Genomic DNA, 12,450 nt, shown 5'->3' on the forward strand with positions numbered 1-12,450 from the left:
CCCGCCATGACCGTCCACTCCGCCCCCTCCTTTCGCCTGCGCGGACTCGCGCTGGCCCTGGCGCTCGCCGGCGTCGTCTCCGGCCTGGCCGTCACCCACGACTGCGCCGCGCTCGCCGCCTGGGAGGGCGGCCCGCCGCCGGTCATGCTGGCCAACGACTTCCGCGACGACATCAATCTCGCCGACTACTGGGTGAGCGAGAAATACGACGGCGTGCGCGCCTGGTGGGACGGCGAACGGCTTCTCACTCGCAGCGGCCAGGTGATCGCGGCGCCGGCTTGGTTCACCGAAGACCTGCCGCGCCAGCCGCTCGACGGCGAGCTGTGGATCGGGCGCGGGCAGTTCGAGGCGGTGTCGGCGCTGGTGCGGCGCGCGCGGCCCGACGACATCAGCTGGCGCAACGTGCGCTTCATGGTGTTCGACCTGCCGGCGCATCCGGGTGGCTTCGACCGGCGACGCTCGGCGCTCAAGCAGGTGATGGCCGAGATCGGCGTCGAATGGGTGCGGCTGGTGGACCAGTTCCGCGTGCCCGACCGCGAATCGCTCGATGTGCTGCTTGAGCGCACCGTGCGCAGCGGCGGAGAAGGCCTGATGCTCAGGCGCGGCGATTCGCCCTACCGCCCCGACCGCAGCGACGACCTGCTCAAGTTCAAGCCCCATCCCGACGCCGACGCGCGCGTGATCGGCTACCAGACCGGGCGCGGCAAGTACAGCGGCCTGGTCGGCGCGCTGCTGGTGGAAAACGCCGACGGCCAGCGCTTCGCGATCGGCAGCGGCCTGAGCGACGCCGACCGCCGCAACCCGCCGCCGCTCGGCAGCTGGATCACCTACCGCTACAGCGGCTACACCGAGCGTCTGCGCCTGCCGCGCTTCGCCACCTATCTGCGCCCGCGCAGCGACCGCGACGAGTTGCGCTGAGGCGGAGGCCGGCGCGGATTTGCGATCATCCGCGCCCGCGAATCACTTTCTCCCGCCCCGCCATGCCCATGAATCTCGTCGTCCACGGCCCCCAGATCGACCCGTTCGCCATCGACGCGATCCGCGCCCGCCTGCGCCACGCCGCGCCGGTGCGGCACGGCCTGCTCGACGACGGCCGCAGCTTCCTGTTCCGCAACGCGCCCGATACGGCCGGCCCGCGTCAGGCCATCGCCGAGCTGTGCGCGACCTATCGCCTGAACCACGTCTGGCTCGAGACGGTACCCAAGCTGAGCGACTTCAGCCTCATCGCGCTCGACATGGACTCGACGCTCGTGACCATCGAGACCATCGACGAGATCGCCGACTACTGCGGCCGCAAGGAACAGGTCGCCGCCATCACCGAGGCGGCGATGCGCGGCGAGATCACCGACTACAGCGAATCGCTGCGCCGCCGCGTCGCGCTGCTCGACGGCCTCGACACCGCCGCGCTGGAGCGCGTGTACGAGGAGCGCATGAAGCTCACGCCCGGCGCCGAGACACTGCTCGCCGCCGCGAAGAACGCCGGCCTCAAGACGATGGTCGTGTCGGGCGGCTTCACCTTCTTCACCGAGAAGCTCAAGGCGCGGCTTGCACTCGATTACGCGCGCTCGAACACGCTCGGCATTGCCGACGGCAAGCTCGACGGCACGGTCGTGGGCGAGATCGTCGATGCCGACGTCAAGGCGCGCACGGTGCTGGAGGTGTGCGACCAGATCGGCGTGCCGGGCGAGAAGGCGATCACCGTGGGCGATGGCGCCAACGACCTGAAGATGATGGGCGTGTCGGGCCTGTCGGTGGCTTTCCACGCCAAGCCCAAGGTGCGCGAGCAGGCGAAGGTCGCGATCAACCACGGCGGCCTTGACGGCCTGCTGCGCGTGCTGGGCTGATCCGCGCCGGGCTGCGTATCCGTTGCTGCCCGGCGGTCCGCCCGTGATCGCCAGGCAAGACACCGAGCTTTTCCACCGCAGAAAGGACTGCCGCATGCCCGAAGTGCTCATCCTCGACAGCCGCGAAGATTCCAACCGCAAGCTGACCGCCGTGCTCTACGCGCTCTATGCGCTCGGCTGGTTCACCTTCATCACCGCGATCGCGGCGCTGATCGTCAATTACATCAAGCTCGACGAGGTACGCGGTACCTGGCTCGAAAGCCATTTCCGCTGGCAGATGCGCAGCTTCTGGTTCGGGATGCTCTGGGCCGGACTGCTGATCGCCTTCGTGGTCGTGACGCTCGGCGTCGGCGCCTTCGTGGCTTGGATTCCGCACGGCGTGCTGATGGTCTGGCTCCTCTACCGCATCGTGCGGGGCTGGCTGAACCTCAACGACGGCAAGCCGATGTATCCGGCGATGCCGCTCTGAGCGAACGGTCCGGCAGACGAAAACCAATGAATCGGTTGCCGCCATCGGGCATTGCCTCATCGCCCGGTCCCGCTTGACGCCGCGCAAGTCTTCAGGCGGATTTTCTCATCCCGCTTGCAAATGAGAATTGTTCGCATCTAACATCCGCCCATCGTGAATGCGCTTGGCGCGGAGGGCGGCATGACTCACCCGGAACTTTGGATCGGCAGCTTCGATCAGCTGCTCAGGCATGACCTGACCGGCTGCCGCCATGCGGCGCGCCGCGCGGCGCTGATGCTCGAACGCCTGATCGACAGCGGCGACCTCGACGCCGAACTGCGATCGCTGTGCGAAGCCATGACCGAACGTCTGCTCGACCGCAGCGGGGTGCCGGCATGAAGCTCGCCGTCCGCCCCGTCCGTCGCCAGGCCACGCCCGTGCTCGAACGCCTGGTGCGCGAACGCCGCCGCAACGCCCGCCGCGAATCGGCGCTGCAACGCGAAGTGGAGGCCTTGCGCGACCAGCTCGCCACCGTGCAGCGGCAGATCGCCGCGAGCGAGCAGGCCCGTCTCGCTGCCGAATCCGCCGCCCATGCCCTGCGTGCGGAGGCCGCGACCGCCGCCGCGCTGCGCGACCGCAACGAGCGCCTCCAGACCGCCAACCGCGAACTCGCGGCCGGCGTCAGCCGCATCTGGGACCTGACCCGCACCCTCGCCGACGCCCGCGCCGAAGCCGCCCGCTTCGCCCGCGAGCGCGACGAACTGCTCGACGAACGCGCCGCGCTCGAAGACCTGATCGCCACCTCGCCGACGCGCGGCGCGGCCTGCGGCAACGCCGGCAATTGCGGCGGCGTCACCGAGGCCGGCGCGCGCGTGCTCTGCCTCGGCGCCGAACCTGGCCTGACCCGGCTTTGCGAAGGCTTCGCGCGGCGCCTCGGCTTCGCGCTCGATGGCCGCCTCGTCACGCCGGCCGCCGCCACTGCAGGCGACACGCCCGCCCTGCTCGACGCGATCGCCGCCGCCGATGTCGTGCTCTGCCCGAGCCATGCCATCGACGACGACGCCCTCGCCCATCTGCGCGACCGTTGCCGGCATGCGGGGAAGCCTTGCGTGCTCTATCGCGGCAGCGGGCCGGCGGGGATGGCGGTGGCCTTGTCGCGGTTGTCGCTCGGGGGATTGGCGGCGAGCGCGCTCAACTGAGCTCCGGCCTGCGCGCGGACCGCGCAACCGCTCACGACCGGCGCATGCCGCGCACGAATGACTCAGCGCCGGCTGGAAGTCACGCCAGCACCCGCAACGCCCGCTCCACATCCGCCACGAGATCCCCCACCGCCTCCAGCCCCACGTTGAACCGGACGATCGCGCCCTTCTCCTTCACCCACGCGGTGCGCGACGGCGCGTACACCATCGACAGGCTCGACGCCCCGCCCCACGAATAGCCGAGCGGAAACAGCCGCAGCGCCTCGACGAAGCGCTCTACCTGCGCGGTCGAATAGCGCTCGTCGAAGATCACCGAGAACAGCCCGCCCGCCCCGCTGAAATCCCGCTGCCAGAACTCGTGCCCCGGGCAGCCCGGCAGCGCCGGATGCAGCACGCGCTTTACCTCCGGCCGCGCCGCCAGCCAGCCCGCCAGCTCGCGCCCGGCGCGGTCGTGCTGGGCATGGCGCACCGGCAGCGACTTGAGCCCGCGCAGCACCAGCCAAGCATCATCCGCGCCCACGCCCAGACCGGTGCGCATGTGCGAGGTCTTGATGCGCAGATGCAGCGCCTGCTCGCGCGTGATGGCCGCGCCCATCAGCACGTCCGAGCCGCCGGACTGGTACTTGGTCAGCGCCTGCATCGAGATGTCGATGCCGAGGTCGAAGGGCTTGAGCGCGAGGCCGGCGGCCCAGGTGTTGTCGATCGCGGTCACGATGCGCTCGGCAGCCGGGCGGCGCGCGTTGGCGGCAGCCACCTGGGCCACGAGGCCGCGCAGGTCGGCCACTTCCATCGTCACCGAGCCGGGCGACTCCAGCCACACGAGCCGCGTCGCCGGCGTGAGCAGCAGCGCGAGGGCGGCGGCGTCGAGCGGGTCGTAGTAGCGCGTGACGATGCCGAGGTCGGCCAGCAGCGTGCGCGCCAGCTCGCGGCTCGGCGCATAGACGTTGTGCGGCAGCAGCAGCTCGTCGCCCGACTTGAGGAAGGCGAAATCGATCATCGAGATCGCCGCCAGCCCGCTCGGCGCCAGCACGCAGAACTGCCCGCCCTCGATGTCGGCGAGCCGGTCCTCCAGCTCGCGTGTGGTCGGCGTGCCGTGCAGGCCGTAGGTGTAGACGTCGTCGCGCTCCCAGTTGCGCGCGCGCATCTCGGCGAGGCTGGGGAAGACGACGGTCGAGGCGTGATGGATGGGAGCGACCAGCGACTCGAAGCTGCCCGGCGCGCTATAGCCGGCTTGGGCGAGTCGGGTGTCGGTGGCGAGATCGGGATCGAGGGCGTTGTTGTTGTCGGGCTGGCTCATGTCGCGCGGAGGTGAGGTGCCGGCGGGCGGCGGAGCGCGCAGCTTAGCCAATCGTCCTTCCCGGCTTGCCGGTCATCGCGGGCAGTCGGGGCGGCGGGTGACCTTCGGCCAGAAACCCTGTCCGTGCCCCGGGCGGCATCGCGCCGCCCGGTGGCCGGGGCCGGCGCGCGTGCAGCTCGCACTGCCCACGCGCCCGCCGTGGCGGAAGGACGGCCACGCCGCCCCCACCGCCGGGCGCGTCATCCGCGCCCGGAACCGCGCCTCAGATGCGCTCGAAGATCGCGGCGATGCCCTGCCCGCCGCCGATACACATCGTCACCAGCGCATAGCGTCCGCCGGTGCGGTGCAGTTCATAGATCGCCTTCGTCGTGATGATCGAGCCCGTCGCGCCGATCGGATGGCCGAGCGAGATGCCGGAGCCGTTGGGATTGACCTTGGCCGGATCGAGATCCAGCCCGCGCACCACCGCCAGCGCCTGGGCCGCGAAGGCTTCGTTCGCCTCGATCACGTCCATCTGGTCGGCGCGCAGGCCGGCCTTCTCCAGCACCTTCTTCGACGCCGGCACCGGGCCGATGCCCATGATCGACGGATCGACGCCCGCATGCGAATACGCCACCAGCCGCGCGAGCGGCTTGAGGCCGCGCTTCGCCGCCGCACCGGCTTCGGCCAGCACCACCGCCGAGGCTGCGTCGTTCAGGCTCGACGCATTGCCGGCCGTGACCGTGCCGTCCTTCTTGAACACGGTCTTAAGCTTCTGCATGTCGGCGATCGTGGCATCGGCGCGCACATGCTCGTCGGTGCGGAACTCGACCTCGCCCTTGCGGCCCTTGACCATCACCGACACCAGCTGGTCATTGAAGTAGCCCGCCGCCACGGCCGCCGCCGCGCGCCGGTGCGACTCGACCGCGAGCGCATCCTGGTCCTCGCGCGAGATGCCGCACTGCGCCGCGAGGTTCTCGGCCGTGACGCCCATGTGGTAACGCTCGAAGGGATCGGTCAGCGCGCCGACCATCATGTCCACCATCGCCGCGTCGCCCATGCGCGCGCCCCAGCGCGCCGCCGGCACGCTGTAGGGGCTGCGGCTCATGCTCTCGGCGCCGCCGCCGATCGCGTAATCGCAATCGCCGAGCAGAATCGATTGCGAGGCATTGACGATGGCCTGGAGGCCCGAGCCGCACAGCCGGTTCACGTTGAAGGCCGGCACATCCTTGGGCAGCCCGCCGTTCAGCGCCGCCACGCGCGACAGGTACATGTCGCGCGGCTCGGTATTGATGACATGGCCGAACACCACATGGCCGATCTCCTCCGCCGCGAGGCCCGAGCGCGCGAGCGACTCCTTGACGACGAGGGCGCCCAGCTCGATCGGCGGCACGTCCTTGAGCCCGCCGCCGTACTCCCCGATGGCGGTACGCACGGCGCTGACAACCACGACTTCTCGGCTCATTGATTTCTCCCTGCCCGGCTGGATTGGCTGCGGGCCCCGGACCCGCGATCGCGCGCGTCGGGGCCGGGAGCCCGTACGGCTGCGAATGTGAATCCATGATGTTTGCACCCGCCCGGCGCGCCTGCTGCGGTATTTGCCCGAGGGCAGCAACAGCCCCCCGAAGGAGGGGGGCGGTACTTGCTCGATCGTCAGCACGGCGTAGGCATGGAATGTCAGGCAGTGCGCGCTTTCCGCGCGCTCCTCGCCGTGTGGGACCGCTGCCGGATGCGAGGCCGCAGTGCGCGGCGTCCCGTGGCGCGACGCAGGGTCGCGTCAGTCAACGCATGGGCCGTGCTCAGCGCATGAGCCGCGCGAGCATCCACGCCGCCGGCCGCTCGATTGCCATGCCCACGCGCGCGGGCAGGTCGAGCGGCTTGAGCCCCATGCGCACCACCATCGCGAACGGATAGCGGCTGCGCAGCACGCTGGCGCCGCGCGCCCGCAGCGCATCGAAGCCGGTGTCGCCGGCTCGGCGCGCGAAGCGATGGGCGTGCACATGGCGCAGCGCGCAGGCCGCGTCGTCGTCGCGCACTTCGGTGGCACGGGCGGCAATCACCCGCAGACGCGCCAGCCGCGATCGCCGCTGCGGCTCGGCCACGCGCCTGAAGAAGCCGTGGAAATGCCGGAAATGGCTCACCTCGTCGCGCATGATCCGGCGCGTCAGATCGGCCAGCAGCGGCTCGTCGTGCGCAAGCGCCAGTTCATGAAAGCTGCGGTAGAGCGTCGCGGTGCCGGTCTCGACCACGCAGCGCGCGACCAATTCGAGCTGGGGGTCGGGGTTGAGATCGTCGGGCGTGCAGCGCCGCGTGTAGTCGGCGTGGAAGGTGGCGTAGGCGGCCGGCCAGTCGAAGTCGGGCCAGGCGCGCTGGGTGAATTCGCGCAGCGCCGCGCCGTGCTGCAACTCCTCGTCGCGCCAGTGGGCGTCGAGCCAGTCGCGCACCTCGGGGCGGTCATGGAAATGACCGACGAGATTGCGCGTATAGACGGCGGTCGCGCTCTCGACGAAGGACGCCGCCGCGATCAGCGCGACGAGCAGTTCGTCATGCCCGCCTCCGGGGCGCATCGACGCCCAGTCGAGTTCCTGCCAGTGCCATGGAAGCGGATCGGATGCGGACGTGTCGGCGCGTGCCGGCTCGACGGTCATGCTGGCCTCCCTCTCGGAAGGCGGCGCGGTCCGCAGCCTGCTGCGTCGGATCGGCGCGGGGCGCTCGCCTTCGGGTTTCAACGGAGGTCAAGCTAGCGCGCGGCCGGTCGCGCAAGGCTTTCGCGCCACCGGGTCTTACAAAGCAGGACCCGCGGTAACGCTCGCGTCGCGTCGGCCCCGGCAGGCGCGGGTCAGACAGAGCCCCAGAGGTCGTGCTCGTCGGCGCCCTCGATCTTCACGCGCACGATGTCACCGGCCTTGTAGCGCTTCCACGGCTTGTCGGCCGGCGCGACGTAGACCACGCCGTCGATCTCGGGCGCGTCGGCAAACGAGCGCCCCACCCCGCCGTCCTGGTTCACCTGGTCGATCAGCACCTTGAGCGTGCGGCCGACCTTCTTTTTGAGCCGCCGTTGCGAGATGGCCGCCTGCACTTCCATGAAGCGCGCGAGCCGCTCCTGCTTCACCTCTTCCGGCACCGCGCCCTCGAGCGCATTGGCTGCCGCGCCTTCGACCGGCGAGTAGGCAAAGCAGCCCACGCGATCCAGCTCCGCCTCGCGCAGGAAGTCGAGCAGATGCTCGAACTGGTCGTCGGTCTCGCCCGGGAAGCCGACGATGAAGGTCGAGCGCAGCGTGATGTCCGGCGCGATCGCGCGCCAGGCGCGGATGCGATCGAGATTGCTCTCGCCCGATGCCGGCCGCTTCATGCGCTTGAGCACCTCGGGATGCGAGTGCTGGAGCGGCACGTCGAGGTAAGGCAGCAGCTTGCCCTCGGCCATCAGCGGAATCACCTCGTCAACATGCGGATACGGGTACACGTAATGCAGCCGCACCCAGAGGTCGAGCGTCGCCAGCTCCTGCACCAGCTCGGTCATGCGCGTGCGCACCGGCCGACCATTGACGAAGCCAGAGCGGTACTTGAGGTCCACGCCGTAGGCCGACGTGTCCTGCGAGATGACGAGCAGCTCCTTCACGCCCGAGTTCTTCAGCGCCTCGGCCTCGCGCATCACGTCGCCGATGTCGCGCGAGACGAGGTCGCCGCGCAGGCTCGGGATGATGCAGAAGCTGCACCGGTGATTGCAGCCCTCGCTAATCTTCAGATAGGCGTAATGGCGCGGCGTCAGGCGCACGCCCTGGGGCGGCACGAGATCGGTCAGCGGGTCGTGCGGCTTGGGCAGGTGCTGGTGCACTGCGTTCATCACCTCGGTGGTTGCGTGCGGTCCGGTCACGGCGAGCACCTTCGGATGCACCTTGGGCACGATGTCCTCGCCGCCCGCATCCTTCTTGCCGCCGAGGCAGCCGGTGACGATCACCTTGCCGTTGGCGTCCAGCGCCTCGCCGATCGCGTCGAGCGATTCCTGCACCGCCGCGTCGATGAAGCCGCAGGTGTTGACGATGACGAGGTCGGCGCTCTTGTAGTCAGGTGCGGTGTCGTACCCCTCGGCGCGCAGTTGCGTGAGGATCTGTTCGGAATCGCTCAGCGCCTTCGGGCAGCCGAGCGAGACGAAGCCCACGCGCGGCGCGGCATTGACGGGGCGATCAGCAGGGTTTTCTTGAGCCATGAAACAAAACGCGCCCGCCTTTTTGTGGCGAGCGCGCGGATATGCGGTTGAGCCGGCGGCAATGCATCCGATGAATGCGAGGCCGTGACGACGAAAGCCGCGATTCTAGGCCAGGCCGGCAGTCGTTCCGGGATCAGTCGGTGTCGTCGGGCTTGCCGCCGGGCTGCTGCTGGAAAGGAAAGGCGCTGAACATCGACCGGGCTTGCTGCTGCATCTGATCCTGCATCTGCACGAAAAGGTTTTTCGATTGTTCGATGTAGTTGGTCATCATGCCTTGCATCATCGGCGCCTGGACATTCATGAATTGCGTCCAGACCTCGGGCGCGAATGCCTTGTTGTCGATGAGCGCCTTCGATTGCTCCTGGAGCTTGGCCTGGATTTCGATGAAGGCCTGGATGTTCTTCTCCAGATACGACCCCATCATTCCCTGCATTGCGTGGCCGTAGAAACGGATCACGTTGGCAAGCATTTCGGCCGAAAACATGGGCACCCCGCCCGACTCTTCTTCAAGAATGATCTGAAGAAGAATGCTGCGCGTCAGATCTTCCGCCGACTTGGCGTCGATCACCTGGAAGGTCTCGTGATCGAGCACGAGCTGCTTGACGTCGGCGAGCGTGATGTAGGTGCTGGTTTCGGTGTCGTAAAGGCGCCGGTTCGGATACTTCTTGATGATGCGTACGCCGTTTGCCGCCATGGTGTCCTCGAAAAAGCCGGCATATGAGGCGATATGCCGTGAGCATCAATGCAAAAAGGCGCTCGCCCCTCTTTGGCGAGCGCCCACCGGTGCGAACTATGCCCCGTCAGCCCATGTGCAGGCCACCATTGAGCGAGAAATCCGCTCCGGTGGCGAAGCCGCTCTCGTCCGAAGCAAGCCAGGCGACGATCGAGGCGATTTCCTCGGGCGCCCCCAGGCGCTTGACCGGGATCTGGCTCACGATCTTCTCGAGCACGTCAGGACGGATGGCGCGGACCATCTCGGTGCCGATATACCCCGGCGACACGGTGTTGACGGTCACGCCCTTGTTGGCGACTTCCTGCGCCAGGGCCATCGTGAAGCCGTGCATGCCCGCCTTGGCCGCCGAATAGTTGGTCTGACCAAACTGCCCCTTCTCGCCGTTGATCGACGAGATGTTGATGATCCGGCCCCAACCGCGATCGATCATGTCGCCGATGACCTGCTTGGTCACGTTGAACACGCTGTTCAGGTTGGTGTCGATGACGGCCTTCCAATCGTCGAGCGTCATCTTGCGGAACACGCCGTCACGCGTGATGCCGGCATTGTTGACCAGCACGTCGACCGCGCCATGCTCGGCCTTGACCTTCTCGAACGCGGCAACGGTCGACTCCCAGTCGCTCACGTTGCCGACCGAGGCGTAGAACTCGAAACCGAGCTTGCGCTGCTCGCTGAGCCATTCCTCGGAGTTGCGGCTCGGGCCGCAACCGGCGATGACCTTGAAGCCGGCCTGATGCAGGCGCTGGCACATCGCGGTGCCGATACCACCCATGCCGCCGGTCACGTAAGCGAGTTTCTGAGCCATGTTCATCTCCTGTGATGGATGTTCCTTCGCGCCGGGCGCAGTGGTTGAGGCGCGGTCGCGAGGCGGGGTTGAGGGCAGCGCTGCCGGCACGCGTCAGACGACGCGCACCTTCACGTAGCTGCCCGGGGCGGGTTCAAGAGCGGGGAAACCGGGGGAGCCGGCCTCGGCGGGCGCGGCGACCTTGCCACCGGAGAATTGGTCAAGCCACTTGGACCAGTGCGGCCACCAGCTGCCGGGCACCGACGTGGCGCCGTCGATCCATTCCTGCGGCGTGGCCGGCAACGCAGACTTCCTCGCCTTGCCGCCGAAACCCTCGCCGTCATAGGCCCAATAGTTGCGCTTGTTCTTGGATGCCGGGTTGATCACGCCTGCGATATGGCCGGAGGCACCGAGCACGAAACAGGACTTCGCCTTGTCGGCGTTGGGCAGCACGGCCATCGATTGATAGGCTGACTCCCAGGGGACGATGTGATCTTCGCGGGAGCCGTAGAAGTAGACCGGCAGATCAACCCTGCCCAGATCGAGCGGCGTGCCGCACACCGAGGTTTCGCCCGGGATCTTCAGCTTGTTTTCCAGATAGGTATTGCGCAAATACCAGCAGTACATCGGTCCCGAAAGATTGGTGCTGTCGCTGTTCCAATACAGCAGATCGAAGGCTGCCGGCGTCTCGCCCTTGAGGTAGTTGCCAACCACATACGGCCAGACCAGATCATTCGGGCGCAGGAAGCTAAAGGTCGTGGCCAGCTCGGATGCCGACAGCAGCCCGCCCTTGCCGATGCGCTCCTCGCGCAGCGCGACGATGGCCGGATCGATGAAGACGTCGAGAACGCCGGTATCGGAAAAGTCGAGCAGCGTGGTCAGCAAGGTGAGACTGGCAACCGGATGCTTGCCGCGTGCGGCGAGCACCGCAATGGCCGTCGCGGTGAGGGTGCCACCCACGCAGAAACCCAGAACATTGATCTTCTTTGCATCGGTCAATTCGGCGCCGATTTTTGCCGTCGCCTCGATTGCGGCAATGACGCCACGCTCGATGTAATCATCCCAACTCCAATTGCCACATTCCTGGGTGGGATTGCGCCAGCTGACCATATAGACCGGATGGCCTTGGGACAGCATGTAGCGGACAATCGAATTATCCGGCTGCAAATCGAGAATGTAGAATTTGTTGATGCAGGGCGGCACCATCAGCAAGGGCTGCTTGTCGATTTCGGCGGTCAGCGGCTTGTACTGAATAAGCTCGAACATGTCGGTGCGAAGAACGACCTGCCCTTCGGTTGTCGCAACATTTCGACCGACCTCGAATTTCGATTCGTCCGTCATCGAAATCCGGCCCTTAGAGACATCCTCCAGCAGATTCGCAATTCCTGACCTGAGACTTTCGCCGCGCGTTTCGACCAGCTTGCGTTGCGCCTCCGGATTGGTGACCAGGAAATTGGCCGGCGACATGGCATCGATCCATTGCCCGACGGCAAAGGTGATGCGTCGCTTGACGCGCGGCTCGGCCTCGACCGCCTCGGCCAGCCGCGTGAGCACACGGGCATTGAGCATGTAGACGCGGGACAGGAACTCGAACATTCCGCCGTCCTGCCACTCGGGCGCCTGGAAGCGCCGATCGCCGATCGACTTCACCTTCGCATCGGCTTCGGTCTTCTGCTGCGCGAAGCCCGACTGCATGAGTTCGCCGAGCTCGCGGACGTAATCAGCCTGGATGGTGGCCAGCTTGGTCGGCTCGATCAGCTTTGCCAGCCAGTCCTGGGCGGCCTGACCGCCCGGCTTGCCGGCGGTGCCGAGCATTTGCGTAAATTGCTTCCACGGTGCCGTCATCGACGCAGGGTCGAAATTGAACGGGGTGGACGGGAATGCACCGAATGGCGCAAACGGGACCGTGGGCGCTGCTTCGTTCGAAGCGGGCTGCGGGTTGGCCATGCGATCGTCTCC

Annotated in this window: 12 protein-coding genes; 5 read left to right on the forward strand and 7 right to left on the reverse strand. The window is 67.5% G+C overall.

Going from position 1 to position 12,450, the window contains the following annotated elements; genetic code table 11:
• The first annotated feature begins 6 nt into the window (after positions 1–6).
• From H566_RS0110170 to H566_RS0110190, 5 genes are all read left to right on the forward strand, one after another.
• Positions 7–918, forward strand: a complete 912-nt coding sequence (locus tag H566_RS0110170) for a DNA ligase (protein ID WP_028311363.1) — start codon at positions 7–9, stop codon at positions 916–918.
• 68 nt (positions 919–986) lie between these two features.
• Positions 987–1,844 (forward strand): phosphoserine phosphatase SerB, encoded by an 858-nt coding sequence (serB, locus tag H566_RS0110175; protein WP_034411039.1) that lies wholly within the window; start codon positions 987–989, stop codon positions 1,842–1,844.
• A 94-nt stretch (positions 1,845–1,938) separates the two neighbouring features.
• Positions 1,939–2,313 (forward strand): DUF4870 family protein, encoded by a 375-nt coding sequence (locus H566_RS0110180; RefSeq protein ID WP_028311365.1) that lies wholly within the window; start codon positions 1,939–1,941, stop codon positions 2,311–2,313.
• 180 nt (positions 2,314–2,493) lie between these two features.
• Positions 2,494–2,691 carry a hypothetical protein gene (locus H566_RS0110185; protein ID WP_028311366.1) on the forward strand — a complete coding sequence of 66 codons (198 nt, stop codon included), beginning with the start codon at positions 2,494–2,496 and terminating at the stop codon, positions 2,689–2,691.
• The gene (locus tag H566_RS0110190; RefSeq protein WP_028311367.1) at positions 2,688–3,491 is read left to right on the forward strand and encodes a hypothetical protein; all 804 of its coding nucleotides are present in this window, start codon (positions 2,688–2,690) and stop codon (positions 3,489–3,491) included. Before H566_RS0110185 ends, H566_RS0110190 begins: the two co-directional genes overlap by 4 nt.
• A gap of 79 nt (positions 3,492–3,570) precedes the next feature.
• Here the strand turns inward: H566_RS0110190 and H566_RS24205 are convergent, their stop codons facing one another.
• From H566_RS24205 to phaC, 7 genes are all read right to left on the reverse strand, one after another.
• Positions 3,571–4,788, reverse strand: coding sequence for a cystathionine beta-lyase (locus tag H566_RS24205; protein WP_034411042.1), 1,218 nt, complete (start codon positions 4,786–4,788; stop codon positions 3,571–3,573).
• 262 nt (positions 4,789–5,050) lie between these two features.
• Positions 5,051–6,232 (reverse strand): acetyl-CoA C-acyltransferase family protein, encoded by a 1,182-nt coding sequence (locus H566_RS0110200; RefSeq protein WP_028311368.1) that lies wholly within the window; start codon positions 6,230–6,232, stop codon positions 5,051–5,053.
• A gap of 334 nt (positions 6,233–6,566) precedes the next feature.
• Positions 6,567–7,415, reverse strand: coding sequence for a ferritin-like domain-containing protein (locus tag H566_RS0110205; RefSeq protein ID WP_028311369.1), 849 nt, complete (start codon positions 7,413–7,415; stop codon positions 6,567–6,569).
• Positions 7,416–7,606: 191 nt separating this feature from the next.
• On the reverse strand, positions 7,607–8,974 hold the full coding sequence (gene rimO, locus H566_RS0110210; protein WP_051378505.1) for a 30S ribosomal protein S12 methylthiotransferase RimO: 1,368 nt from the start codon (positions 8,972–8,974) through the stop codon (positions 7,607–7,609).
• Between the two features lie 133 nt (positions 8,975–9,107).
• On the reverse strand, positions 9,108–9,668 hold the full coding sequence (gene phaR / locus H566_RS0110215; protein ID WP_028311371.1) for a polyhydroxyalkanoate synthesis repressor PhaR: 561 nt from the start codon (positions 9,666–9,668) through the stop codon (positions 9,108–9,110).
• Between the two features lie 106 nt (positions 9,669–9,774).
• On the reverse strand, positions 9,775–10,512 hold the full coding sequence (gene phbB / locus H566_RS0110220) for an acetoacetyl-CoA reductase (protein ID WP_028311372.1): 738 nt from the start codon (positions 10,510–10,512) through the stop codon (positions 9,775–9,777).
• 93 nt (positions 10,513–10,605) lie between these two features.
• Positions 10,606–12,438 carry a class I poly(R)-hydroxyalkanoic acid synthase gene (gene phaC / locus H566_RS24210; RefSeq protein ID WP_084544938.1) on the reverse strand — a complete coding sequence of 611 codons (1,833 nt, stop codon included), beginning with the start codon at positions 12,436–12,438 and terminating at the stop codon, positions 10,606–10,608.
• Between the last annotated feature and the right edge of the window lie 12 nt (positions 12,439–12,450).

This window comes from Derxia gummosa DSM 723, assembly GCF_000482785.1.
GTDB lineage: Bacteria > Pseudomonadota > Gammaproteobacteria > Burkholderiales > Burkholderiaceae_E > Derxia > Derxia gummosa.

Bases quoted from the DNA above. Each gene is read 5' to 3' on its own strand.
- phaC (WP_084544938.1), bottom strand. From the start codon at position 12,438: ATGGCCAACCCGCAGCCCGCTTCGAACGAAGCAGCGCCCACGGTCCCG.
- rimO (WP_051378505.1), bottom strand. From the start codon at position 8,974: ATGGCTCAAGAAAACCCTGCTGATCGCCCCGTCAATGCCGCGCCGCGC.
- H566_RS0110190 (WP_028311367.1), top strand. From the start codon at position 2,688: ATGAAGCTCGCCGTCCGCCCCGTCCGTCGCCAGGCCACGCCCGTGCTC.
- serB (WP_034411039.1), top strand. From the start codon at position 987: ATGAATCTCGTCGTCCACGGCCCCCAGATCGACCCGTTCGCCATCGAC.
- H566_RS0110185 (WP_028311366.1), top strand. From the start codon at position 2,494: ATGACTCACCCGGAACTTTGGATCGGCAGCTTCGATCAGCTGCTCAGG.
- H566_RS0110180 (WP_028311365.1), top strand. From the start codon at position 1,939: ATGCCCGAAGTGCTCATCCTCGACAGCCGCGAAGATTCCAACCGCAAG.
- phbB (WP_028311372.1), bottom strand. From the start codon at position 10,512: ATGGCTCAGAAACTCGCTTACGTGACCGGCGGCATGGGTGGTATCGGC.
- phaR (WP_028311371.1), bottom strand. From the start codon at position 9,668: ATGGCGGCAAACGGCGTACGCATCATCAAGAAGTATCCGAACCGGCGC.
- H566_RS0110170 (WP_028311363.1), top strand. From the start codon at position 7: ATGACCGTCCACTCCGCCCCCTCCTTTCGCCTGCGCGGACTCGCGCTG.
- H566_RS0110205 (WP_028311369.1), bottom strand. From the start codon at position 7,415: ATGACCGTCGAGCCGGCACGCGCCGACACGTCCGCATCCGATCCGCTT.
- H566_RS0110200 (WP_028311368.1), bottom strand. From the start codon at position 6,232: ATGAGCCGAGAAGTCGTGGTTGTCAGCGCCGTGCGTACCGCCATCGGG.
- H566_RS24205 (WP_034411042.1), bottom strand. From the start codon at position 4,788: ATGAGCCAGCCCGACAACAACAACGCCCTCGATCCCGATCTCGCCACC.